Here is a 24228-nt window from a genome sequence, read left to right on the forward strand (position 1 = left end):
CCCCGCTCAGTTCGTGCTGAGCAGGAAGGCGAGCGGTCCCAGCGTCACGAAGATGCCGACGACCACGGCGATCACGGTGCTGAGGATGTCGTCGGTCTTGCGCAGGATCCTGACCAGCGTCACCAATCCGAGGATGACGATCATCGCCAGGGTCAGCGCGACCCAGGGCAGCATCTCCCACATGCGCTCGAAACCCTTGAACAGCAACATCCCCGCGATAGCGGCGCCCGCGCTCTGACCACCGAGCACCAGCCATTGCCGCCGGTTCGCATCGTCTTCCACGCGCCGCGTCGCGCGCGATCGACGCCCGCTCGCCTTCTTGCTCGCTCGTTTCGGGCCGGCCTCGTCGCCGTCCGGATCGTCGTAGTAGTCGTCGGCGTCGAAACCGTCTCCGTCGAAACCGTCCGCGTCGAAATTGTCGTCGTACGGCTCGTAGACGTCGGTGTACCCCTCGTCCGGTTCGACCAGGTCGACCGGTCCGCGTCCCGCGCGCTCACGTTTGTCGCGCTCGGCTCGTTCGACGCCGTCGCGCAGCAGATCACCCGCGACCGTCGAACCCGACACGAGCTGCTGGTCCTGGCTGGCCAGCGACCATGCCGCGGTGGAGATTCCACCCGATTCCGGTGCGTCGTCCTGGGGCGCGGGGGCGCGCCGCCGCGACCACGCGGGCAGCGAGCCGGTCCGAGGGCCCCGGTCGTCACGCCGCGAAGAACCGCGACCGGTGGGTTCCGGTGGCTGCGGCGGTCGGTTACGCTGCGGTGCGAGCGACGCGCCGTCGGCGAGGGGCGACAGCGGCCGCTGCGCCGGTTCCTGGGAAAATTCCTCGGCGGGGGCCTGCCAGGGCGCCGTCGACGGGCCCTCTTCCGCCTCCGCCGCGCGCCTTCTGGCCGCCCTGCCCTGTCGGGAACGCGGTTCCGGCGGTTCGGGGGCGGGGGAATTCCCGTTGTGCCCACCGAGATCCGGGCGGGCGCGTTCACCGGGGGTGCCCCCGGGCAGTCGATAGACCTGGGTGGCCGACTCGTCCGGTTCGTGGTGGCGCCTGCGGCCGCTGCGACGCGGCGGCGCGGGAGGCTCGGCGACGGGCGGCGGCGCGGGCGGATAGGTGGGCGCGGGCGCGCCGTAGTGCCCGGCGGCGGCCGCGTCGGGTTCTGTGCTGTGTCGCGAACTGGGGCCCGGCATCTCGCGCCCCGGCATGACCCGGCCGGAACGCGGCATCAGCGGGTCGGTCGCCCGCTGCGGGGGTTCGGGCGGAGCGTAGGGCGAGAGCGGGTCGTAGCGGGTGATCGGTCCCGACATCGGGGAATAGCTCGGTTCCGGCTCCTGCGGAGGGTACGAAACCGGTTCCGGCGCAGCCGATCCGAACTGCGACGGGTCGAAACGCGGCGTCTCGTAGGAAGGCGCCTCGTACGCGGGTGGCTCGTAAGCGGGCTGCTCATAGGACTGCGGCTCGTAGCCGGGCGGTTCCGCAGTCTCGGCTTCCGGTGCGGCGTGGGCGGAATGGCTGCCGCCGTCCTTGATGACCGGCAGGTCGCCGGTCAGCTCCGCGACCGAGATCCCGCGATTGCCGCGTCTGCGCCTGCCACCGCCGGAGGACGCGCCCTGCGCGCCGTTGCGCGCGAGCAGCTCCGCGACAGACAGCTGCTTCGAATCTTCACTACTCATGACGACACCGTTTCGATCGGGCCGGATAGCGCTGACCCGTCACCGGAACTCGGCGGGCCGCTGTCGGCCGCCGGTCCCGGTAGTTGCGTCGCCCTGGGTCCGCCGTTCATATCGGTATCCAGTTTGCGCAGAATGAGCCCTTCGCGCAGCGCCCACGGACAAATCTCGAGGGATTCCAGCGATAGTGCCCGCATACTCGCCTCCGCGATCAATGCGCCAGCCACCAACTGCTGTGACCGATCCGAACTCACACCTTCCAATTCCGCCCGGTCCGAGGCAGTCATCCGCGAGATGAACGCGATCAGCTGGCGCAGGCCGGAACTGGTGAGTGTACGACGAACCCTGGGTCCGGCGGCAGAGGGTGCGGCTCCGGTCAACCGGGCCAGCGACCGAAATGTCTTGGACGTGCCAACGGCCAGATCGGGCCGTCCGACCTCGATCAATTCCCGCGCCGGGACGACGAGTTCGGCGTCGAGCCAGTCGCGCAGCACGGCGATGCGGCGTTTCCCCGGCGGATCCTCGCGCAGCCAATCCCTGGTCAGGCGGCCCGCGCCGAGTTGCAGCGAGAGCGAGATGTCGGGTTCCTCGTCGCCGCCGTTGGTCATCTCGAGCGAGCCGCCGCCGATGTCGAGATTCAGGATGCGGCCCGCGCTCCAGCCGTACCACCGGCGGACCGCGAGAAATGTGAGTCTGGCCTCGTCCACACCGGAAAGCACTTGCAGATCGACGCCCGTCTCGGCCCGGACCCGGCCCAGGACGTGCTCGGAATTGGTGGCCTCACGCAGCGCGGACGTCGCGAACGGCATGAGTTCGACGCATCTCGACGTCTCGGCGATGCTGGCGAATTCGGCCACCGTCGCGATGAGCCGTTCGGCGCCATCGACGGTGATCGCACCCTCGTCGTCCATGTTCTCCGACAGCCGCAAAGCGGCCTTCGCCGAGCTCATCGGCATCGGATGCCCACCACGGTGCGCGTCCACCACGAGTAGGTGGACGGTATTGCTTCCGACGTCGAGGACCCCAAGGCGCACATGAACACGGTACTGGGTCGACCGGCACTTCAGCCGAGGCGACCGAACTGTTAGCGTCTGCGAGCGTGACGGAACGCGGCGATGCCGGGAGCCCGGCCCCACCCCGACCAGCGGGGAAGATCGATCCCAGCCCCGAGGTCGATCTGGATTTCCCGCGCGAGTGGATCGAGTTCGTCGACCCAGCAAATGACGAGCACCTGATCGCCGCGGATCTCACCTGGTTACTGTCGAACTGGACCTGTGTTTTCGGGACTCCGGCCTGCCAGGGCATCCTGTCGGACCGGCCCGACGACGGCTGCTGTTCGCACGGCGCTTTCCTCTCCGACGACGACGATCGGGACCGCCTCAAAGCCGCTGTGAAACTGCTCACACCGGACGACTGGCAGCTGATGGGCGAGGCCACCGCGTCGAACGGCAAGGTGACGCGCAAGGGCTATCTGGAACTCGACGAACTGGAAGACGAGCCCGCGCTGCGCACCCGCCGCTACGACGGCGCGTGCATCTTCCTCAACCGTCCGGGTTTCGCGGGCGGCGTCGGCTGCTCCCTGCACACCATGGCGCTGCGTCGCGGTCTGGAACCGCACACGGTGAAACCGGACGTGTGCTGGCAGCTGCCGATCCGGCGCACCCAGGACTGGGTGGACCGGCCCGACGGCGTCCAGATCCTCAGGACCGTCATCACCGAATACGACCGGCGCGGCTGGGGCCCGGGCGGGCTCGATCTGGACTGGTACTGCTCGGGCTCACCGGACGCCCACGTCGGCGCCAGGCCGGTCTGGCAGTCCTACGCTCCCGAATTGAAGGAACTGCTCGGCGAACCCGCCTACGAGGAGCTGGCGCGCCATTGCGAGCGCCGTACGGGCCTCGGCCTGGTCGCCGTGCATCCGGCGACCGTGCACGCGCTGCGCAACGCGGAGTACTCGCTGCCGATCACCCCCGTCTGATCGGCGGTTCGCGCGAAGGTTGCGCGAACGGTGAGCTGCGGGCAGCCGTCCGGTCATCTGCCCGCCATGCGCGCTTCACTCTTTTCGGGTTGGATGGCTTGTCATGAAGAAAGCGTTGACCCTCGTAGCAGTTGCTCTCGGCTCCACCCTCGCCTTGGCGGGCGCCGCGCACGCCGAACCGAACGGCGATCCGGCCAAGTACGCAGACTTCACCGCGAACTTCGTCTCCGCCCTCGATCCGGGCGCGCTCAATGCCAAGGACCAGGGCAAGTACGTGATCATGAGCCCCTACGGCACGTCGCACACCATCGCGTGCCGCGGTAACGGCGCCGATGTGCCGATCTACGACTGCATGCAGGAAGACGACCTCGGCTGGATCACCCTTCGCCTGACCGACTTCCCCGGCATCGGCCCGACCTGGACCTACTTCCCGTAAGAAACTCTCCGCACGAAAGAGGGGCGGGCCCGATCGGGCCCGCCCCCGCCGCTCCCGGCGTCACGCCTCGAGTTTGTATCCGAGCCCGCGCACGGTGACGAGATGTTCCGGCTTGGCCGGATCGGCCTCGATCTTGGAACGCAATCGCTTGACGTGCACGTCGAGGGTTTTGGTGTCGCCCACGTAGTCCGCGCCCCAGACCCGGTCGATCAACTGGCCGCGGGTGAGCACCCGCCCCGAATTCCGAAGCAGGTATTCGAGCAGATCGAATTCCTTCAGCGGCAGGGTCACCGATTTGCCGTTGACCAGCACCGTGTGCCGGTCGACATCCATCCGCACCGGACCGGCTTCGAGCACTCCGCTCTCACTGGATCCGTCGATCTCGTCACCCGCGCCGCGGCGCAGCACCGCGCGGATGCGGGCGATCAGTTCGCGCGCCGAATACGGCTTGGTGACGTAGTCGTCGGCGCCCAGTTCCAGGCCGACGACCTTGTCGATCTCGCTGTCGCGCGCGGTCACCATGATCACCGGCACACCCGATCGGGTGCGCAACTGCTTACAGACATCGGTGCCGCTCATGCCTGGCAGCATGAGATCGAGCAGCACGATATCGGCGCCGGAGCGATCGAATTCGGCGAGCGCGGACGGGCCGTCACCGACCACGGTGACCTCGAACCCCTCCTTGCGCAGCAGGAACGCGAGCGGATCGGCCAGCGACTCCTCATCCTCGACGATCAGAACACTGGTCATCTGCGTGCCTCCACACCATTGGGTCTACCCACGCTCGAAGTTCGCGGGGCGGTTTCTCTCGTACTCACCACGGGACCGTCGGAGAATTCTTCTCCCTCGGACTCGGAGTGTGCGGGTATTCGCAGGGTGAACGTCGATCCGGTGCCGAGTTTGCTCCACAGGGTGATCTCACCGTTGTGGTTGGCCGCGACATGTTTGACGATAGCCAGCCCGAGGCCGGTACCGCCGGTGGAACGCGAGCGCGCCTTGTCCGAGCGGAAGAAACGCTCGAAAACGCGCTCCTGGTCTTCCTTGGGAATGCCGATGCCGCGGTCGGTGACCGCCATCGCCACGTGATCGCCGCGCAGCGAGCGGCTGACCGAGACGTGCGAGCCCGCCGACGAGTAGGCGATCGCGTTCTCCACCAGATTGGACAGGGCGGTGACAAGCAGCGTCTCGTCGCCGAGTACCTCGAGGCCGCTGGGCCGGTCGGTGCTGACCGTGATTCCGGCGGCCTCGGCGGCGGTGCGCGAGCGATCGACGGCCTGCATCACGACGGTATCGACGTCGACCACCTCGAGTTCCGGCAGTTTCTCCGCACCCTGCAACCGGGACAGCGCGATGAGTTCGGTCACCATCTTGCCCAGCCGTCGCGACTCCCCGAGGACGCGGTTGCCGAAATGCCGCACCGCCTCGGGATCGTCGACCGATTCCAGCAGCGCTTCGGCCAGCAGACTCATCGCGCCGACCGGGGTCTTGAGTTCGTGGCTGACATTGGCGACGAAATCGCGCCTGGTCGCTTCCATCCTCGCCTGCTCGGAATCGTCGTCGGCGAACAGGACGGTGAAGCTGGTCTCCTCGGGCGAGAGCGGCCGCGCGACGCCGCGCACCGCGATCCGGCTGCGGCCGGGCAGCGGATTCTTGGCGGTCAGATCGAATTCCGACGACTCGCCGCTGGCGAGCACTTTCTCCACGGCGGCCCAGGCTCGCTCGTCGAGCAGCCGGTTGCGGACCAGTCCCAGTTCCTCGGCGCGTGGGTTGACCAGCACGACGTCGCGGTATTCGTCGACGACCGCGATTCCGCTCTCCGAGGCGAGCACGATCAAGTCCAGCACCTGCGACATGGTGAGTCCGGAATCCGCCTGTCTGCGCTGGGCCTGACGGGCGTTCACGTAGGGGATCAGTAGCCCGCCGACTGCCAGTCCGACGACAGCCGCGAGGACTGCCAACAGCACCGCCTGCGGAACACTCACCTCTGAATCGTACGGTCGCCGACAGCCCACCCGACGCCGGGTACACGAAGTTTCGCGCAGGTCACAACCCCTTCCGGGACCGTTTGCCGCGTGTTTACGTGTTGTTTGTCAATGGCCCTCGCACCGGGTACGAACCCCGGTGCGAGGCGAGTGGGAGGTGCGGATTCCGGCCTCGCGACCGGGCCGATCACCAGCCCGGATTCCCCGCAGCGGGACGTCGACGCAACTGGGACCGCTCGGATCCAGTTGCAGATGCTGGGGTTTCAGGCCCGTGTCGATCAGCATGGGCAGTAGATCTTGGATTCGGAGTAGGTGAACAGATCGTGCCAGCCGCCGACGACGAAGGTGGACACCTCGATCCGGCTCGGATCACTGAGATATTCCCGGCGCGAGGGCGAGGTGTCGGTCAGGTGTTCGGCCAGCCTGGGGTCGGCGTCCTGGAAACGGGTCGCGGTGTAGGCGTTGAGGAAGACATCCATGAAGGTCAGCGGTGAGGCGCCACGGTCGGCGAGCCACTGGTAGTCGAACTGCCCGTCGACGATCGACTGGACGTCGGGCACCCATTTGAGGGTGTTGATCGCGGTGAGCCACAGCGGAATGAAATTGAAGCCGAACCCACCGCCGGGCGCGAGGACGTCGTTGACCAGGTCGCTGCCGGGCACCACTGGGAAGAGCGCCTTCAGCGCGGGCGGTCGCGCGGCGGCGGGCACATCCCATTCGATGAACACGTTCGGATACTGCTGGGGGGCCGTCCTCGGTAGCCGTACTTACCAGCTGGTAAGTACTCGCGGTCACAGAGAAATCCGAACGAATACACATTCACATACGATGAGCGGCATTCCGGAAACGACGATGCGCCGCAGTCGATCGGTCGACCACGGCACATCGGATACAGCGTGAAGGGTTATTTACCGCCCTGGTTCGCGACGGCGGCGGCACCGGCGGCCGCGGCCTCGGGATCGAGATATTCGGCCGGACGCACCGGACGCAGGTTCTCATCGAGCTCGTAGCGCAACGGGATGCCGGTCGGGATGTTCAGACCGGCGATATCGTCGTCGGAGATCCGGTCGAGGTGTTTGACGAGCGCGCGCAACGAATTGCCGTGCGCGGCGACGAGAACCGTCTTGCCGGTCAGCAACTCCTTGGAGATCGTCGACTCCCAGTACGGGATCATCCGATTGACCACGTCGAGCAGGCATTCGGTCTGCGGCACCTCGATACCGGCGTATCGCGCGTCGCCGTCCTGGCTGTACTCGTCGGCCGAATCGATGGGCGGCGGCGGGGTGTCGTAGCTGCGCCGCCACAGCATGAACTGCTCGTCGCCGTACTGGTCGCGCACCTGAGCCTTGTTCTTGCCCTGCAACGCGCCGTAGTGGCGTTCGTTGAGACGCCAGTCGCGGATCACCGGAATCCAGTGCCGATCGGCGGCGTCCAACGCGATATTCGCGGTGCTGATCGCGCGACGCAGCAGCGAGGTGTAGACGACATCCGGCAGGATGCCCTGCTCGGCAAGCAGTTCGCCCGCCCGCTTGCCCTCGGCGATGCCCTTGTCCGTCAGGTGGACATCGACCCAGCCGGTGAACAGATTGAGGGCGTTCCATTCGCTCTCGCCGTGGCGCAGCAGCACGAGGGTGTACGTCATGCGGCCATTCTGGCATGTTCCCGGCGCGCCGCCCTGCCGTGGGCTCGACCGACCCGCTCAGGCGGGCGCGGTCAGGGCGGTGAGCAAACCCGCGCCCGCCAGCGTCGCCCGATCGCCCAACTCCGACGGCACGACCTGGAGATCGCGCAGGAATCCGATCCTGGCGTGCGCGCCCAGCGATTCCTGCATCGGCCGCCACAGCGGTTCACCGGCCTGGGCGAAACCGCCGCCGACGACGACCAGATCGACGTCGAGCAAGGCCGCCGCCGATGAGATCGCCTGTCCCAGCGCGATTCCGGCCCGTCGCAGCGCCGCTTTGGCGATCCGGTCGCCCTCGTGGGCGGATTCGGCCAGGTCCTTACCGGTTTCGCCGACCCAGCCGCGTTCCTGCGCCCAACGCACCGAGGCCGGGCCGCTGGCAACGGCTTCCACACAGCCGACACCGCCGCAGGCGCACGGATCGGTCGAACCGGGCACGACCACGTGACCGATATGGCCCGCGTTACCGCTGTGCCCCACCGCGACCATGCCGCCGACGATGACGCCGCCGCCGATACCGGAGGAGACCGTCATCGCGAGGGCGTCCGGGGTCTCGCGGGCGGCGCCGAAATGGCGCTCGGCCAGCGCCAGACAGACACCGTCGATCGCGAAACGCACCGAGGCGCCGGGAAATACCTCCTTGACCGCGGACACGATCGGAAAGCCGTCGGCCCACTCCGGAATATTGAGCGGCTGCATCAGACCGACCGTCGCGTCGACCGGACCGCACGCACCGATCCCGATGACGTGCACCTCCGCACCGTTCGCCGCCGCGAGCAGCAATCCACGGCAGGCTTCCCACACCCCCGTGACCGGAACCTGGATCCGGCCGACCTCATGGGTCGTGCCGTCGGGACCGACCAGCCCCACCGCGATCTTCGTCGCCCCGATATCGAGCGCGAGCGCCGTCATATCAACCCCCCACGTCGGATCATCCGGGCCCACATGGCTTGCGGCGCCCACGGATGGCAGCCTTCCATAACGACAGAACGCTACGTGCCGCCACCGTGACGGATTTCGGCAGGGGTTCCCGCTACGACCCGCGATTCGGACGCGCGGGTATCGGCCAGGTTCAGGACTGGTGATCCGACGCGTCGACGAGATGTTCGAAGGCGCGCAGATTCTTCAGCGACTCACCGCGCGAGACGCGCCACTTCCACTCCTTTCGAATGGATTCCGCGAAACCGAGTTCGAGCAGGGTGTTGAAATCGGCGTCGACCGCCTCCAGCACCTGACCGAAGATCCGGTCGAGTTCGTCGGCGGTGACGGCGTGCGTCGCCACCCGGCCGATCAGATAGATGTCGCCGACCCGATCCAGGGTGTAGGCCACGCCGTAGAGACGGCGGTTGCGGCGCAACAGGAATTTGTAGACACCCTCGAAATTCTCGTCCGGCTTACGGCAGACGAAGGATTCGACCCGCACGCCGTGTTTGCCGACGGTCAGCATCAGCGTCGTCTTGAGTTTCCGCTCACCCGGCAGGATGACGACGAACACGTCCTCGCTGGGATGGGTGTACTCGATCTCGCGCTCGCGCAACGTCTCATCGATGAGCCGCGCGGTCTCGGCGACCGTGTGCTCTGGCTGTGTCATCGGGGCACTCCCATCCGGCGCCGTCGCAGCGCCCGAGGTCCGGGCTGGCCGACCGGGCCGCCGCGTTCACCGGATACCCACTCGCGCGAGTCCTCACGCAGCACACCGTACGGGCCGTCGAGCACAACGGCGTCGTCCGCGCCGAAAGCGAAACCCGCCGTGTCGGAACGGAAATCCGCCAGGGCGGCGCAGTAGCTGGTGAGCAGGCCGTCCGCGGTGTGCGCCCACGAGAAATTGGCCGCGTGCTCGACGGCGTTCACACTCATCCGCGCCAGGCGCGGCCGATCGTCGAGCAGCGCGCCGAGCGCGCCCGCCCAGTCGTCGATGCGGTGCCCCGGAACGAGCAACCCGGTTTCGCCGTGCCGCACGGCGGTGCCGAGTCCGCCGACATCGGCGGCGAGGACCGGGGTGCCGCTGGCCTGCGCTTCGATGGCGACCAGACCGAACGACTCGTTGTAACTGGGCACGGCGACCAGATCCGCCGCGCGATATACCTGGACCAGCCGGTCAGGCGGCTGCGGAGGCAGGAAGGTGACCGAATCGCCGATACCGAGTTCGGCGGCCAGTTCGATCAGCGCGTCCGGCCGCTGCAATCCGGTGCCGGACGGGCCGCCGACGATCAGCACCCGCAACGTGCCCGCGCTGCTCGCGTCGCGATCACGCAGCAGTTCCGCGGCGGCGCGCACCAGGACATCGGGGGCCTTGAGCGGCTGGATACGACCGACGAACGCGACGATCCGCTCATCGGGAGCCAGACCGAGTTCGGCGCGCGCCGCGGCCTTGTCGCCGGGACGGTAGCGGGTGAGATCGGCGCCGGGCGGCACCACATCGATGCGGTCGGCGGGCGCGCCGTACAACTCCGCGAGCTGACGCGCTTCCTCCGCGGTATTGGCGACCATCCGATCGGCCTCGGCGATGACCTGCTTCTCGCCGATCTCCCGCGTCATCGGCTCCGGGCTGTCGCCGTCGGCCAACGCGGCGTTCTTCACCGCGGCCAGCGTATGGGCGGTATGGACCAGCGGCACCCGCCAACGATCCCTGGCCAGCCAGCCGACCTGGCCGGACAGCCAGTAGTGCGAATGCACGAGGTCGTAGTGACCGGGCTGATGCCGCGCCTCCTGACGGAGCACTTCGGCGGTGAACGGGCACAGCTGGGTCGGAAGATCCTGCTTGTCCAGCCCCTCGAACGGACCCGCGACCACATTGCGCACGAGCACCCCCGGCGCCGCCTCCTCGACGGGCGGCAGATCGGAGGATGTCGCACGGGTGAAGATCTCGACTTCGATGCCGCGGCGGGCCAGCTGAACGGCGGTTTGCAGCACATACACGTTCATGCCGCCCGCATCGCCGGTGCCGGGTTGGGCAAGCGGTGAGGTGTGCACCGATAGCACGGCTATCCGATCGGGCCGTAAATCCGGGCGTTGACTCACATATCCATAGTGCACGGTGCATCCCCGGCGCCCGCAACCCTGACCGGCCGAGTGACAGCCATCACACGGTATCGGTGACGACGCTCACGCCCGTGGGCCACCCTGGTCGAAAGCATGTTCGACCAGGGATTACAGTCCCGCGACGAATGTGGACACCTCGGTGACGAAACGGTCGCGGTCCTCGAGGAACAGGCCGTGCTTGGCGCCCTCCCAGAAGGAAGAGCGGGCATTCGGCGCCGTCTCCGCGATATAGCGACCGTCGGCGACCGGAACGATCGGGTCGGCGGTCCCGTGCAGGACGAGCACCGGGATGTCGAGCGCGCGCAACATCTCGGTGTTGTCGACCGAACGGTAGAACAGCGCCTTGCGCACCGCGGGCGGCGTCGCCAGACTCGCGCCGAACAACCGCTGCGCGTCGACTCCGCTGCCGTCGGAACCGGTATTGGCGTCGCCGAAGCCGCCGAAGGCGCGAACCGCGCGGCCCGCGCTCTCCTCGAACACCCCCGGCATGGCTGCCAGCAGCGCCGGGCCGGTCTCCGCGCCGGGAACACCCCGGCCGATATTGGCCATCGACCCGGAATAGACGACGCCCGCGACGACGCCGGTGCCGTAGGCGGCGAGATAGTCCGAGATCACGATGCCCCCGTAGGACCAGCCGAGCAGCACCGCGCCGGATTCGATGCCCTCGGCCGCGAGCACCGCGGCGATATCGGCTGCCCAGTTCTTCGGGTCGTCGTAGCCGGACGCGGGCGTGCCGGAGTAACCGTGCCCGCGCAGGTCGATCGCGATCACCCGGTGACGCTCGGCCAGATCGTCGGACGCTCCGCCCCAACACCGCAGATCGGCGGCCCAGCCGTGCACCAGAACCAGTGGTCTGGCCGCGTCCGGACCCGCCGATCGATAGACGATCGCGGTGCCGTCCGCGCTGATCGCTTCCCGAATTGCCATGTCATCGAGGTTAACGGTGATCCGGGCAACAGCCCCCGCCCCCGCAAACCGCCCGCACCTAGGATCGCAACCATGACCAGTCGTATCGCCGTCGTCACGGGAGCCAGTTCGGGCATCGGAGCAGCCACCGCACGCACACTCGCCGCACAGGGCTGTCACGTCTACGTCGGCGCGCGCAGGCTCGACCGCCTGAAGGACCTGGCCGACGAGATCGGCGGCACCGCACTGGAACTCGACGTCACCTCCGACGAATCGGTCACGCGCTTCGCCGACGCGATCGAATCGGCGGACGTGCTGGTCAACAACGCGGGCGGCGCTAAAGGCATGTCGACCGTCGCCGACGCCGACCTGGACGACTGGCGCTGGATGTGGGAGACCAACGTCCTGGGCACCCTGCGCGTCACCAAGGCACTGCTCCCGAAACTGATCGCCTCCGGCGACGGCCTCATCGTCACCATCACCTCGGTCGCCGCCTTCCACGCCTACGACAACGGCTCCGGCTACACCTCCGCCAAACACGCGCAGGCCGTCCTGCACCGGACACTGCGCGGCGAACTACTCGGACAGCCCGTCCGCCTCACCGAAATCGCACCCGGCGCGGTAGAAACCGAATTCTCACTGGTCCGCTTCGACGGCGACGCCGACCGCGCCGCGAAGGTCTACGACGGAATCGACCCACTGGTCGCCGCCGACATCGCCGAAATCGTAGGCTTCGTCGCCTCCCGCCCGCCCCACGTCAACCTCGACCAGATCATCGTCAAACCCCGCGACCAGGCCGACCCCGCCCGCTTCGCCCGAAGGGCATAAGTCCCGAGAAACCGGTAACTTCAGCCAACAGATCACACCCAACGCACCCACCACCGGCGCGAGCCCGACGAGCGCCCGTTCGCGGCCGTCTCGCGTCCGAGCGGTCGAGACAATGCGCCGAAGGCGCGAGTATCGACCGCTCGGACGCGAGACAAGAAGGGCCGCGAACCTGCGGCCCCCGGGCCGCCAACATCACAGGAGAGGCATGTTCAAGGGGTTCAAAGATTTTCTGATGCGGGGCAATGTCATCGACCTCGCTGTCGCGGTGGTCATCGGCACCGCGTTCACCGCGGTGGTCACCTCGGTGACCAAAGGCATCATCAACCCCTTGCTCGCGGTCTTCGGCACCAGCAGTGAGCTGGGTCTCGGTTTCCGACTCGTGTCGAGTAAACCGGCGACGTTCATCGAGGTGGGGCCGCTTGTCACCGCGCTCATCAACTTCGTATTGATCGCGGCGGTCCTGTATTTCGTGCTGATCCTGCCGATGAAGACGCTGACCAATCGCTTCGGGCAGCCGAAGACGAAGGAGCCGTCGGAGGTCGAACTGCTGATCGAGATCCGGAATCTGCTGCGTGAGCAGAACGCCGCCGATCCTCACAATCCCGACGATGGCACGACCCCGTCTCCGCTGGACGAGGATCCCGACACCGCCGAAGGGGACTCCCGCGAGGGGGTTTCGCGCAACAGCGCGTCCGACGGTCGAGCGCCCGCGAGCCGGGACGCGGGCGCCAGGGATTCGCGCACCGTGAATTCGCCCGCTCGCGGCTGAGCGATCTCAGCGACCCCCGGGGGCCTTCGGGGCCACGGGGGTCGCCGAGACGACCGGCGCGGAGGAACCGTCGACGGCCGACATCGACTGCCACGTAGCCCAGTCGATACTCCAGTCGTAGAGATCACCGTCGGCGGCCGAGAGCGCGATCGAGGTTCCCGTCACCTCGACCGGATCGCCGTAGAGCGCGGTCGGGAAGTAGGCCTGGGCGTCGGAGGGCGAGAGGTTGATACAGCCGTTCGTGACGTTGGCCGATCCCTGTGCCGACAGCGATTCCGGATTGGCGTGGATGAATTCGCCGTTGTTGGAGATGCGTACGGCCCAGCGTTCCCGCACGTTCTCGTAGAACGGCGGATTCGACATCATGAAGTCCTCGTACTTCTCGGTGACGACATGCACACCGGACCGCGTCACATTGCGCGCCTCGTTGCCCTCGCCGTAGCTGACGGCGAAGTCGAATATCGTCTGGCCGTCGCGGACCACCTGCATCCGATGGCTCGGCGCGTCGGCTTTCACGATCTGGCTGCGGCCGATGCGGAAATCCGAGGTGAGATCGGAATCCCCGTAGACGCCCTTACCGAAATCCAGGCCGTAGAGCTTTGCCGAGACGTGGACCGAGGTGCCGGGCACCCAGTACTGCTCGGGCCGCCAGTGCAGTCGTGATCCGCCATTGTCGTCGGGGAACCACGCCCATCCGCCCGCGGTGGGCGGCTCGGTGGTGACGGTCAGCGCCTTCTCGACCGCGTCCTTGTTCGACACCGATCCCTTGAATTGCACGATGATCGGCGCGGCGATGCCGACTTCCTGGCCGTCGCCGATATTCAGCGTCGCGGGGGCGGTCGACTTCGGGGTGAGTGTGGTGAAGGTGCCGTCGATCGGAACCGGTTTGCCGTCGGTGCCGACGGCGGTGCCGGACCAGGTGTAGGAGGCGTCGTAGCCGAGCGGTTCGGTGATCCTGTAGGTGCGGCGGTCCTGGCTCAGTTCACCCGCGACCTGTTTGCCGTTGACATTGGTCAGGGCGATCTGGTCGACGGTGCCGTCGTCGACGGTGACCGAGACCGGAGCGACCGGACCGATGTCCTCGGCGCCGTCCTCCGGCGTCACGGTCACCTCGGCGACAGGCTTCGATTCCGCTGTCTTCTCATCGCTTCCGTCGTTTATGGTGCACCCGGCCACCAGGGCGACCACGACGAGCGCGAGGACTGAGACGACGGCGGCCGGTCTCCGAATCACTGGGCGACTGCTCACTTCTTCGAATCTACGCGGCGCGGAAACGGTCTCGCGATCAGAGAAGACCGTGTCGTCCTATTCGTCCGGATCAGTAAGGAATTCGGCTAGAGGGTGACGCCGACGGTCACCGGTTCCGGTTCCAACACTATGCCGAAACGCTCGGCCACACCGTCACGCACGGTACGGGCGAGGGCCACCAGGTCGGCGGCCGTCGCCGAACCCCGGTTCGTCAGTGCCAACGTGTGTTTCGTCGACAACCGGGCCGCCGCGTCCGGACCGGGGAATCCCTTCGCGAAACCCGCGCGCTCGATGAGCCAGCCCGCGGAGAACTTCACCCCGTCCGGCGCGGGATAGGTGGGCACCGTGACATCACCCACATGAGCGGTGATCGCGGCCCGGATCTCGGCCACGCGGTCCGCCGCGACGACCGGATTGGTGAAGAACGAGCCGGCGCTCCAGGTGTCGTGGTCGGCCGGGTCGAGCACCATGCCCTTACCCGCGCGCAGTCGCAGGACCGCGGCGCGCACCTCGTCGATCGGTCGTGTCTCGCCCTCGGCCGCGCCGAAGACCTTCGCGAGTTCGCCGAAGCGCAACGGGGCGCTGCGCCCCGACGGATCGAGCGCGAATTCGACCGCGAGCACCACCGCGTCGTCCCGATGTTTGAGCACGCTGGTCCGGTATCCGAAGCCGAGTTCGGCCGGGTCGACCCAGCGGATGTCACCGCTCGCGCGATCGAGCAGCCGCACCCGGCGCAGCAGGCTCGCCACCTCCACGCCGTACGCGCCGACGTTCTGCACCGGCGTCGCGCCCGCCGATCCCGGAATGCCGGACAGGCATTCCAGCCCGCCCAGCCCGGCCGCGACCGTCGCCGCGACCACCGCGTCCCACGAGGCGCCCGCCTCGGCCACCACGGCGTCCGCGCCGAGGTCGACACCGCCGTTGGCCACGCGGACCACCACGCCGTCGAACCCGTCGTCGCCGATCAACAGGTTGGAACCGCCCGCGAGGAGCAGCACGGGAACACCCGCCACGTCGAGGGCCCGCACGGTCGCCACCAGAGCCTCGGTCGACGCGCATTCGGCGACCGTCGCCGGACCGCCGACCCGCAAGGTGGTCAGCTCGGCCAACGGCACCGAGGCACGCACCCGCGCACCGGTATCGACCAGCAGTTCGCGCAGGATGTCCGACGACACCACCCGGGAAGTTCGCACGCTGAAGACGGTAGCGTGTCCGAACATGGCTACACCCTTGGCGTACACGGCCCGCTACCCCTATCTCGTCACTGCGGTGCGCGCGGCTATCGCCGACGAGCAGTACTGGAAGGCCCGCATCGCCGAGGTCGGCGGGCCCAACGCACGTCTGGACGCACTCACCGTCGACGGCGATACGATCCGTATCGAGATGGTGCAGGCCATCGCCGCCGAACTGCTCCCCACCGCGATCACCTCGGTCCGCCCCGGCGACCTGATCATCCCCCGCACCGAGATCTGGACCGGCAACACCGCCACCTTCGAGGCCCGCGTCGACGGCGCCCCCGCCGAAGTCCGCGGCACCGTCGAGCTGACCGGCGACGACACCTCCGCCACCGCCACCGTGCAGGGCAGCATCGAGGTCAAGATCCCCCTGTTCGGCGGAAAGATCGAAGCCGCCATCCAGGAACGCCTGACCGAACTGCTCCGGTCCGAAGAAGAATTCTCCAACACCTGGCTCGCCACCAAGACCAGCTGACCCCCGGTCTTACGAGCCCGCCCACTCACCTCCAGTCACGCACCGTGGGTGCGAGCCTTACACGCACCCCCCACCTCCACGTCACCAGCCACAGGCGCGAGTCATACGAGCGCCCCGGTTCGCGGCCGTCTCGCGTTCGAGCGGTCGAGGCGCCCGCGACGCAGTCGCCAGTCTCGACCGCTCGAACGCGAGACATAGGGGCCGCGAACCACGCCGCGCCGCAGGCGCGGCAAAATGTCACAGCATGCGCCGACTGGACTATTCAGCCCGTTATCCGCTCCACACCACCAAGGAGCTGTACGAGGCGTTGTCGACTCCGGAGTATTGGGAGGCGCGGGTCGCCGAAATGCGCAAGTACACCCCGGGTAACGAAGTGGTCAGCCTCGATGTCGACGAATCGGGCATCGAGGTGCTGCTGCATCACACCCTGCCCAGGGACATGCTGCCCGAGATCGCCCAGACGGTGATGCGCAAGGACATGATCATCACCCGCAAGGAGAGCTGGGGTCCGTTCGAGGAGGAGGAGACCGTCGGCAAGTTCTCCGCGTCGATTCCGGCCGGTCCCGGCAGTCTCGGCGGCACGATCCGGCTGTTTCCCACCGAGACCGGCGCGACCATGCGTTTCTCGTCCGAGGCGAAGGTGTACATCCCGATGGTCGGCCCGCGTCTGGAGCAGTTGATGCTGGTGAATCTGGTCGATCTGTTCCGCGAGGAGGCGGCGGAGACGGTGAAGTGGCTGGAAGACCGAAACCCGACCGGCTGAGCAGACCCGTCGGCACGATCACTCGCGGGACGACCGGGGTCAATCGGCTGCGCCGCAGCGATCGGTGGCTGATGAACGACGATCTGGTGCGCACCCGACTGCGTGACGCTCCCGATCCGCTGGTCGTCGATCTCGGTTACGGGGCGAGCCCCTGGACCACCTTCGAGTTGGCGGCGCGGCTGCGTACCGTGCGCCCCGATGTGCGCGTCACGGGTTTGGAGATCGATCCGCAGCGTGTGGTGCCCGGCCGCGACGGTGTGACGTTCGCGCGCGGCGGTTTCGAATTGGCCGGTCTGCGTCCGGTTCTCGTGCGTGCCTTCAATGTTCTGCGGCAGTATCCGGAATCCTCGGTGGCCGAGGCGTGGGCGACGATTCGTTCCGGTCTTGCCCCGGACGGTCTGCTGGTCGACGGCACCTGCGACGAGTTGGGCCGTCGATGCGCCTGGGTGCTGCTGGACCGTACGGGCCCGTTGTCGCTGACGCTGGCGTGGGATCCGTTCACGGTCGAGCGCCCGTCGGATATCGCGGAACGTCTTCCCAAGGTGTTGATCCATCGCAATATCGCGGGTGAGCCGATCCACGCGTTGTTGGCCGCGGCGGACGGGGCGTGGGCCCGGGCCGCGCCGCTCGCGCCGTTCGGGCCGCGGGTTCGATGGCGTGCCGCGGCGGAATATCTACGCGGGCAGGGTTATCCGCTCCGGGTCTATCGCAGGCGGATGCGCGATTGTGTGCTGTCGGTGCCGTGGACGAGTGTCGCCCCGAACGCGTGGCCCGCGCCGTGATGGTCACCGCCGTGATGATCACCGCCGCGCGTACGGCGGAACGGCCGGGCGATCTAGACGCCGGTCAACGCGCGCCGTACCCGAGCGGCGGCTCGGGGCGATAATCGCGCACTGGCGGAACGGATTTCGTCGTGGTCACAGCGATGGATGGCCATCGCGTCGCCGACGACTTCGTCCAGCGCGGATTGGCCGATATCTGCTTCGGCGAGGTCGAGGACGGTTCTGACCGGTGTCGTCACCAGGAAGGGGCCCGCGGATTCCACCTCGATATCCGCGAGCGGCCTGCGCAGGACGACGAGCCGGGGTGTCACCGGCGGTCGCCCTCGTCCGACGGACAGGTGCAGGAAACGCGGGCACAGTCTGCCGACGCCGTGCAATTCGGCGGCGCTCTGATGGGAGACGGCGGCGGCCCCGTCGAACCAGGCCGCCCACATGGCGTATTCGTCGAGCGGACCGGCGGGCCACTCGGATAGTCGGAGCAGGCCGACACCGGCCCTGGTCACCGTGCCGTCGCCGAGCGCGTGGCGTACCCGCACCTCACACCCGGTGCGCAGCACCTGCCTGGTGGTGAAGAATCCGGCGTGCCTGCCCGCCAGACGCCGCAGCACGCGCCAACCTTGGTCAACGGATTCGGGTGCGCGGCCCGCCGCATCGCCAGCCATGGATATCAGGCTACGCCCGATCCATGTGGCTCATATCACAAATGATGCCCTCACCGAGCCCACATAGCGGGCACAGAAATGTCGGGAAGAATCGACCGCATGAGTAGGAAGCCTTCCGCATTCGCGAGCGTCAGCCGCCGCACCCTCGTGATCGCGATCACCGTGGTCGTGACCCTGCTCGCCACCCTGGTGGTCGGCGGCGAGGCGTACGCGCGACATCGGCTCGCCGGGTGCATCAGCGACCAGTTCGAGCAGGAGATGGGTTCGACCATCGATGTCGGGTTCGGGTTCAAACCCCTACTCATCAGCCTGGTCGACGGCAAGATATCTTCCGTGACCGTCGACAGCGAAGGGGACAAATTCGGTCCCGCCGTCGGCATGGTCGTGCACGCGAAATTCGATGATCTCGAATTCGCGGACAACGGCGGCGGCACGGTCGGCAGTTCGTCGGCCGATGTCACCTGGAGCAACGACGGCATCAAGCAGACCCTCGGTGACCTGGTGACCGGTGTGCGTTCCTCGTCGGCGAGCAACATGCTGACCCTGGACGTGCTCGGCGGCCTGGCGCAGTTGCAGGTGCAGCCGGTGGTCCGCAACGGCGCGGTCGAGATCGAGACCAAATCCGCTCGTCTGCTCGGTATCGGTATGCCCACCGATCTGGTCCAGGGCATCGTCGAACTCTTCTCCCAGAGTCTCCAGAGCTACCCCATGGGCCTGAAGCCGACCGAGATCAAGGTGACCGACAACGGGATCGACGTCGAACTCGCGGGCGGGCGCACCGAATTGCCCGCGAATCAGGGCAACAGTGAGATGAGCTGCTGACACAACGCGAGTCGTCTACTGACAGGAAACACCGGGTAGAATCGGGCAATGCCCGATTCTGCTCCCGTTTCTCCCGGAGTGACCGCCCCGCAGATCCATCGCGACACCGGCGATCCCGCTCCGGTGCAACGCGAAGTCATCGGCGAACCCCCCACCGCGGGCGATCTCGAGGCCGCCATCGCGCGCCAGGTGCGCGCGTTGCGCCGCGCCAGCGGGCTCTCGGTCGGCGAAATGGCCACCAGGGTGGGCATTTCCAAGGCGATGCTGTCCAAGATCGAGAACGCGCAGACCTCGTGCAGCCTGTCCACCCTGGCCAGACTCGCCGCGGGACTGGACGTTCCGGTGACCTCGCTGTTCCGCGGCGCCGACAGCGCTCGCGAGGCCGTGTACGTGCCCGCGGGCAACGGCGCGATCATCGTGGGGCGCGGCACCAGGGTCGGACACCACTACGAATTGCTCGGTTCACTACGCGGACAACACAAACGGCTCGAACCGGTACTGGTCACGCTGACCAACGCCAGCGAGATCTTCCCGAGGTTCCAGCACGCGGGCACCGAATTGCTGTACATGCTCGAAGGCGTCATGGTCTACGGGCACGGGGACGCGGAATACACACTGCGACCGGGTGATTCGCTGCTGCTGGACGGCGAGGGCATCCACGGCCCGAACGAACTGGTCCGGCTGCCCATCCGATTCCTCGCGGTCACCGCCTATCCGGACAATCACGAGGAGCACTGAGGCGGCACACGGAGAAGCCGGCCGACCGGGGGTGGCGTCCCGGTCGACCGGCTCTTTCCATCGGTCCCGCAGCGTCAGTCGGCGACTCCGGCACGCGCCGCGTCTGCGGTGATGGTCTCTGCGGCCTCGACGGCCTCCGCGACGACGGCGGGCGGGCCCGCCACCGTGATGGTCTCCATGACGTAGGCGGTCTCACCGTGGGTCGCGGCGTCCAGGCCGGTCGACTCGTGATCCTCGGTGACCCGCAGGCCCATGGTCTTGTCGATGATCTTCGCGATCACCAGTGTCAGCACGAAGGTGTAGGTCAGCACGGCCAGCACCGCGACCGCCTGACGCCACAGCACGTCGACACCGCCGCCGTAGAACAGTCCCTCCACGGCGTTGGGGGCGGCGGGATCGGCGAGCAGGCCGATCATCAGGGTGCCGAGGATGCCGCCGACCAGGTGGATGCCGACCACGTCGAGCGAATCATCGACGCCGAAGCGGTATTTCAGCGAGACCGCGAAGCAGCACACCGCGCCGCATACGACGCCGATGATCAGCGCGCCGATCGGCGAGACCGCGCCACAGGCGGGGGTGATGCCGACCAGCGCCGCGATCAGGCCCGAACTCGCGCCGAGCGAGGTCGCGTGACCCTCGCGGAGTTTCTCGACGACCAGCCAGCCGCAGATGCCGGCACACGCCGCGGCGACGGTGTTGAGGATGACGACCGAGGCGCTGTTGTTGGCCGCGAGCGCGGAACCGCCGTTGAACCCGAACCAGCCGAACAGCAGGATGCCCGAGCCGAGCACGGTGAGCGGAAGGTTGTGCGGGCGAGGCACATTCGGGAAGGTCGAGCGCTTGCCGAGGATCAGCACCAGGGCCAGCGCGGCGATACCGGCGTTGATGTGCACCGCCGTGCCACCCGCGAAGTCGATCGCCTTGAGGTTGTTGGCGATCCAGCCGCCGACGACCGATCCGTCGGCGGAGTCGAAGGCGAAGACCCAGTGCGCCACCGGGAAGTACACCAACGTGCCCCAGACACCGGCGAAGAGCATCCACGCGCCGAATTTCATCCGGTCCGCGACGGCGCCGGAGATGAGCGCCACGGTGATACACGCGAACAGCAGCTGGAATCCGGAGACGAGCGTGGGCGGCAGAGCCGGCTCGGCGGGCGCGGTCAGCAACTGGCTCGATCCGAAGAATTCGAGCGGATCACCGAGCAGGCCGATGTCGCCCAGCGAGTTGCCGAGTACGGCCGAGTATCCGAAGATGATCCACAGGACGCCGACCACGGCGAAGGCGCCGAAGGTCATCATCGCCATGTTCAGGGTGTTCTTGATGCTGACCATGCCGCCGTAGAACATGGCGAGGCCCGGCACCATCAGGCTCACGGCGGCGAATGCCGCCAATATCCACGCGGTATTCGCCGCGGCGATCGCTTCTGTCATAGCTTCCCTCATCGTTTGTGTCTGCCGTCGCGAATCGTTGTCTCTTGATAGTGAACGGCTGAATACAAGTAAAGAACGCCCCAAGTTGCCGATAGCGGTCAACCGGTGACATTTCTGTTAAGGCCCCGCTGTTCCCGCCGTCCCGAAACCGCCGAATTCGGACAGCCACCGCAGGCCGGGACCGCGCGTGCGCGTCAATCCCTTGTAATCGGCCATGTCGTCGGGCAATTCGGCCAGTACGGCGTGCAGCCGTTCCCCCCATTCGGGCACGGTGGCGAGGGCATGGAACGGGAGCAGATAGGTGCGGATCAGGAACATGATCGCGCCCGAATTCGGTAGCCGGATCAGATGCTGCACCTCGGTACGGAGGTAGAGCCGGTCACCGACCTCGGCGAGCGGACCCTCGGCCAGCGTGCGCCGGTCACGGCCCCATTCGGGATAGACCTCGGTGGATGTATCGAGTTTCCCGTCGACGGTCAGCGTCCAGTTGGTGCGCCGGTAACTCTCCCCCGGCGCCAGCCGCATCAGGAAGTCGTGGGCGCGGGTGATGACGCGCTCCTCGTGAATACGCGGGACCGGGCCGTGTATCTCGAGGAAACTCATGCCGACGTCGAAACCGAAGGACCAGTCCGCGGCGAAGGTCACCACCCCCGCGTCGGCGAACAGGGTGCCGTCGCGTTGATCGAGCAGGACCACATCCTCCTGGATCTGCGCGCAGACGAAACTCAGCGGATCGGTGGGCAGCGACGCGGCGTCGCCGAAGACGAAACTCCGGTCCATCCCGAGGTCGGCATTGCGCCAGTGGTAGACCTGTCCGTCACGCGTCAGACTCATCCGGTCGGGATACCCCTCGGCCAATTCCCGCAGGATGAACAGCATCGCGTCCCACGCGGCCGCGGTCATATGCGGCAGGCAGGCGTGCCTGGTGGGGTCGGCGGCCAGAATCGCGGCGCGCTCGGCGGTTTCGGCGGCGAAATGCCTGTCGATATCTATGCACAGTTGTCCCCAGGCGCCCGCCGCGGTCTCCACCCGGCCGCGCGCGGGTTCGACATTGGTGCTGTACCGGTACTGCCGCTTGGGCAGGGGGAACGGATAGCGCGCGATATCCTCGGCGGTCGTCTCGATCCTCGTGGGTGTGCTCACAGGTCCAACTCCAGATGGGTCGCGGCGGCCCGGGACACGCACGCCATGATGCTGTCGCCGAGATCGCGTTCGTCGTCGGTGAGATAGCTGTCGCGGTGGTCGACGGGGCCGCCGCGCACGGTGAGCCTGCATTCGCCGCAGACGCCGCGCCTGCACAGGCTCGGCACCTGCGCGCCGTGCTCGTGCAAGGCGTCGAGCAGGCTGGTATCCGAGGCCACCGCGAGTTCGGCCCCGCTGCGGGCGAGCCGGGCCGTGAACGCGGTCCCGCCGGTGACGGCCCCGGCGGCGAACGGTTCGGAGTGGACGCGCCCCGAGGGCCAGCCCGCCGCCGTTGCCGCCGCTGTCACTGCGTCGACCATCGACGCGGGCCCGCAGACGTAGAGGTGGGTGCCGAGCGGACTCCGCGCCAGCGCCGGAGTCACGTTCTCCCAGAACCGTTCCCTGGATTCCGCGACGGTCAGCCGGTCGTCGCACAGCGCGCTCATCTCGTCCAGATGCGGTGCCGCGCCGGGCCGGTGGGCGTACACGACCTCGAAGGAACGCCCCCACAGCACGGCGGCGCGCACATGCGACAGAATCGGCGTGACACCGATACCGCCCGCAAGCAGCAGGTGGTGTCGCGCGGTCGCCACCGGTGCGAATTCACTGCGCGGCGGCGATACGTTGACCGTGTCGCCCGCCCGCAATTCGTGCGCCCAGCGCGAACCGCCCCGCCCGGCGGGATCGAGCCGCACCGAGATCGAATACCACTCGGGTTCGACCGACGGCCCGGTCAACGAGTACGAATTCCGTTGTCCCGGAGACCACTCGACCGCGATATGACTGCCCGCGGGGAAGGAGGGCAGGGTCGCGCCGGAGGGATCGGACAGGACGATCTCGCGCACGTCGGCGCACAGTATCCGGGTCCGCGCGACGGCGAGTTGCAGTTCATCGAGCATCTCGACCACCACCGATTTCGGCGGCACCCTCGAGTCCATCGATGATGCCGCGGTACCGAACTCCGCTGTCATACGGTGCGCCGCAGTACACGGCGAGGCCGCCGAACCGTACGAGGCCAGGGCTCCCGACGCCACGCGACCGTGCGCTGTCACCACTCACGACCCCCACGACGCCGCTCATCGCAACTCCTCCGCATCCGGGCGATAGCCGAGATAGGCGTGCCTGCGGCGGGAGAAGTGGTAGTAGACGACGAGCCGCTGACCACAACCGCCACAGGGGGTTTCACCGCCGATCGGCGCGTCGGTGACCGAGAGCGCCCGGCAGTGCGCGCAGAACAACTCGCGCGGCCCGTCGGCGCGGCCGCCCGGACCCGCCGTGACGATCTCGGCGTCGATCACCCCCGCCGCCCGCAGCGCGGCCCGGCACCGCGACAGCCCGGGATCACCACCGAGCAGCGCGAACCGCCATCCGACCCGCGCCGATGTCAGCACTTCGATCAATGCCTCGGCCCCGGCACTCGCGTCGAGCGCGATCACCGGGATCGGCGCGAGCCGGTCGGCGAATTCGGCGGCGGCAGCGCCGGACTCGCCGTCGGTCGTGGTCACGACGTAGAGCGCCGCGTTCGTGTCGATCGGAAGGTCTGCCGCGGTTCGCGCGGTCGATCGCGGAACGTTCGCGCCAACCGGTAACGCCACTTCGGAGGTGCTCAT

General features: G+C 67.7%; 25 protein-coding genes and 1 pseudogene. 9 read left to right on the forward strand and 17 right to left on the reverse strand.

What is annotated here, in order from left to right; all coding sequences use genetic code 11:
• Positions 1–6: 6 nt before the first annotated feature.
• Positions 7–1662 carry a hypothetical protein gene (locus tag OG225_RS31120; RefSeq protein WP_405178443.1) on the reverse strand — a complete coding sequence of 552 codons (1656 nt, stop codon included), beginning with the start codon at positions 1660–1662 and terminating at the stop codon, positions 7–9.
• Positions 1659–2693, reverse strand: a complete 1035-nt coding sequence (locus OG225_RS31125; protein WP_405178444.1) for a hypothetical protein — start codon at positions 2691–2693, stop codon at positions 1659–1661. The genes OG225_RS31120 and OG225_RS31125 overlap by 4 nt, the downstream gene beginning before the upstream one ends.
• Before the next feature lie 119 nt (positions 2694–2812).
• On the opposite strand from OG225_RS31125, the gene OG225_RS31130 reads away from it, so the two are divergent.
• Positions 2813–3637 carry a hypothetical protein gene (locus tag OG225_RS31130; RefSeq protein WP_405183426.1) on the forward strand — a complete coding sequence of 275 codons (825 nt, stop codon included), beginning with the start codon at positions 2813–2815 and terminating at the stop codon, positions 3635–3637.
• Between the two features lie 103 nt (positions 3638–3740).
• Positions 3741–4073 (forward strand): hypothetical protein, encoded by a 333-nt coding sequence (locus OG225_RS31135; protein ID WP_109528885.1) that lies wholly within the window; start codon positions 3741–3743, stop codon positions 4071–4073.
• A gap of 60 nt (positions 4074–4133) precedes the next feature.
• Here the strand turns inward: OG225_RS31135 and OG225_RS31140 are convergent, their stop codons facing one another.
• The 8 genes from OG225_RS31140 to OG225_RS31175 form a co-directional block, all read right to left on the reverse strand.
• Positions 4134–4823: a response regulator transcription factor gene (locus OG225_RS31140; RefSeq protein ID WP_109528886.1), complete on the reverse strand. Its 690-nt coding sequence runs from the start codon at positions 4821–4823 to the stop codon at positions 4134–4136.
• Positions 4820–6055 carry a cell wall metabolism sensor histidine kinase WalK gene (locus OG225_RS31145; protein ID WP_216912519.1) on the reverse strand — a complete coding sequence of 412 codons (1236 nt, stop codon included), beginning with the start codon at positions 6053–6055 and terminating at the stop codon, positions 4820–4822. Before OG225_RS31145 ends, OG225_RS31140 begins: the two co-directional genes overlap by 4 nt.
• 278 nt (positions 6056–6333) lie before the next feature.
• Positions 6334–6783: a CocE/NonD family hydrolase gene (locus OG225_RS31150; RefSeq protein WP_405178445.1), complete on the reverse strand. Its 450-nt coding sequence runs from the start codon at positions 6781–6783 to the stop codon at positions 6334–6336.
• 176 nt (positions 6784–6959) lie between these two features.
• On the reverse strand, positions 6960–7697 hold the full coding sequence (locus OG225_RS31155) for a phosphoglyceromutase (protein WP_109528889.1): 738 nt from the start codon (positions 7695–7697) through the stop codon (positions 6960–6962).
• 57 nt (positions 7698–7754) lie between these two features.
• Positions 7755–8648 carry an ROK family protein gene (locus tag OG225_RS31160; protein ID WP_405178446.1) on the reverse strand — a complete coding sequence of 298 codons (894 nt, stop codon included), beginning with the start codon at positions 8646–8648 and terminating at the stop codon, positions 7755–7757.
• A gap of 160 nt (positions 8649–8808) precedes the next feature.
• On the reverse strand, positions 8809–9327 hold the full coding sequence (locus OG225_RS31165; RefSeq protein WP_405178447.1) for a YbjN domain-containing protein: 519 nt from the start codon (positions 9325–9327) through the stop codon (positions 8809–8811).
• Complete coding sequence (gene mshA, locus OG225_RS31170; RefSeq protein ID WP_405178448.1) at positions 9324–10772, reverse strand: D-inositol-3-phosphate glycosyltransferase; 1449 nt, start codon at positions 10770–10772, stop codon at positions 9324–9326. The genes OG225_RS31165 and mshA overlap by 4 nt, the downstream gene beginning before the upstream one ends.
• 114 nt (positions 10773–10886) lie before the next feature.
• Positions 10887–11705 carry an alpha/beta fold hydrolase gene (locus tag OG225_RS31175; protein ID WP_405178449.1) on the reverse strand — a complete coding sequence of 273 codons (819 nt, stop codon included), beginning with the start codon at positions 11703–11705 and terminating at the stop codon, positions 10887–10889.
• Between the two features lie 72 nt (positions 11706–11777).
• Here OG225_RS31175 and OG225_RS31180 point away from each other — a divergent pair, with 72 nt between their 5' ends.
• Together OG225_RS31180 and mscL are read left to right on the forward strand one after the other, a co-directional pair.
• Positions 11778–12512 carry an SDR family oxidoreductase gene (locus tag OG225_RS31180; protein ID WP_405178450.1) on the forward strand — a complete coding sequence of 245 codons (735 nt, stop codon included), beginning with the start codon at positions 11778–11780 and terminating at the stop codon, positions 12510–12512.
• A gap of 205 nt (positions 12513–12717) precedes the next feature.
• Positions 12718–13125 (forward strand): annotated as a pseudogene (gene mscL, locus OG225_RS31185) (large conductance mechanosensitive channel protein MscL); the annotation flags it as partial.
• Positions 13126–13287: 162 nt separating this feature from the next.
• Here mscL and OG225_RS31190 read toward each other — a convergent pair.
• Complete coding sequence (locus tag OG225_RS31190; RefSeq protein WP_405178451.1) at positions 13288–14529, reverse strand: Ig-like domain-containing protein; 1242 nt, start codon at positions 14527–14529, stop codon at positions 13288–13290.
• Positions 14530–14615: 86 nt separating this feature from the next.
• Entirely contained in the window at positions 14616–15749 is a 1134-nt protein-coding gene (locus OG225_RS31195; RefSeq protein WP_405178452.1) for a UDP-N-acetylmuramate dehydrogenase, read from the reverse strand.
• On the opposite strand from OG225_RS31195, the gene OG225_RS31200 reads away from it, so the two are divergent.
• From OG225_RS31200 to OG225_RS31210, 3 genes are all read left to right on the forward strand, one after another.
• The gene (locus OG225_RS31200) at positions 15748–16239 is read left to right on the forward strand and encodes a DUF2505 domain-containing protein (RefSeq protein WP_405178453.1); all 492 of its coding nucleotides are present in this window, start codon (positions 15748–15750) and stop codon (positions 16237–16239) included. The two genes, OG225_RS31195 and OG225_RS31200, sit on opposite strands and share 2 nt — an antisense overlap.
• 244 nt (positions 16240–16483) lie before the next feature.
• Positions 16484–17002, forward strand: a complete 519-nt coding sequence (locus OG225_RS31205) for a DUF2505 domain-containing protein (RefSeq protein WP_405178454.1) — start codon at positions 16484–16486, stop codon at positions 17000–17002.
• Positions 16972–17784: a class I SAM-dependent methyltransferase gene (locus tag OG225_RS31210; protein ID WP_405178455.1), complete on the forward strand. Its 813-nt coding sequence runs from the start codon at positions 16972–16974 to the stop codon at positions 17782–17784. The genes OG225_RS31205 and OG225_RS31210 overlap by 31 nt, the downstream gene beginning before the upstream one ends.
• Positions 17785–17837: 53 nt before the next feature.
• Here OG225_RS31210 and OG225_RS31215 read toward each other — a convergent pair whose 3' ends face one another.
• Positions 17838–18446 carry a hypothetical protein gene (locus tag OG225_RS31215; RefSeq protein WP_109528899.1) on the reverse strand — a complete coding sequence of 203 codons (609 nt, stop codon included), beginning with the start codon at positions 18444–18446 and terminating at the stop codon, positions 17838–17840.
• A 99-nt stretch (positions 18447–18545) separates the two neighbouring features.
• Between OG225_RS31215 and OG225_RS31220 the strand changes: the two genes are divergently transcribed.
• Together OG225_RS31220 and OG225_RS31225 are read left to right on the forward strand one after the other, a co-directional pair.
• Positions 18546–19268 carry a DUF2993 domain-containing protein gene (locus OG225_RS31220; protein WP_405178456.1) on the forward strand — a complete coding sequence of 241 codons (723 nt, stop codon included), beginning with the start codon at positions 18546–18548 and terminating at the stop codon, positions 19266–19268.
• Positions 19269–19316: 48 nt separating this feature from the next.
• Complete coding sequence (locus tag OG225_RS31225; protein ID WP_405178457.1) at positions 19317–20006, forward strand: helix-turn-helix domain-containing protein; 690 nt, start codon at positions 19317–19319, stop codon at positions 20004–20006.
• A gap of 74 nt (positions 20007–20080) precedes the next feature.
• Here the strand turns inward: OG225_RS31225 and OG225_RS31230 are convergent, their stop codons facing one another.
• The 4 genes from OG225_RS31230 to OG225_RS31245 all read right to left on the reverse strand — a co-directional run bounded on the left by OG225_RS31230 (position 20081) and on the right by OG225_RS31245 (position 24228).
• Complete coding sequence (locus OG225_RS31230; protein ID WP_405178458.1) at positions 20081–21436, reverse strand: ammonium transporter; 1356 nt, start codon at positions 21434–21436, stop codon at positions 20081–20083.
• Positions 21437–21553: 117 nt separating this feature from the next.
• Positions 21554–22579 carry a heme-dependent oxidative N-demethylase family protein gene (locus OG225_RS31235; RefSeq protein WP_405178459.1) on the reverse strand — a complete coding sequence of 342 codons (1026 nt, stop codon included), beginning with the start codon at positions 22577–22579 and terminating at the stop codon, positions 21554–21556.
• Entirely contained in the window at positions 22576–23517 is a 942-nt protein-coding gene (locus tag OG225_RS31240; protein ID WP_405183427.1) for a PDR/VanB family oxidoreductase, read from the reverse strand. Before OG225_RS31240 ends, OG225_RS31235 begins: the two co-directional genes overlap by 4 nt.
• Positions 23518–23694: 177 nt before the next feature.
• On the reverse strand, positions 23695–24228 hold the full coding sequence (locus tag OG225_RS31245) for a dimethylamine monooxygenase subunit DmmA family protein (RefSeq protein ID WP_405178460.1): 534 nt from the start codon (positions 24226–24228) through the stop codon (positions 23695–23697).

This window comes from Nocardia sp. NBC_01377 (assembly GCF_045040005.1).
In the GTDB taxonomy this organism is placed as follows: Bacteria; Actinomycetota; Actinomycetes; order Mycobacteriales; family Mycobacteriaceae; genus Nocardia; species Nocardia noduli.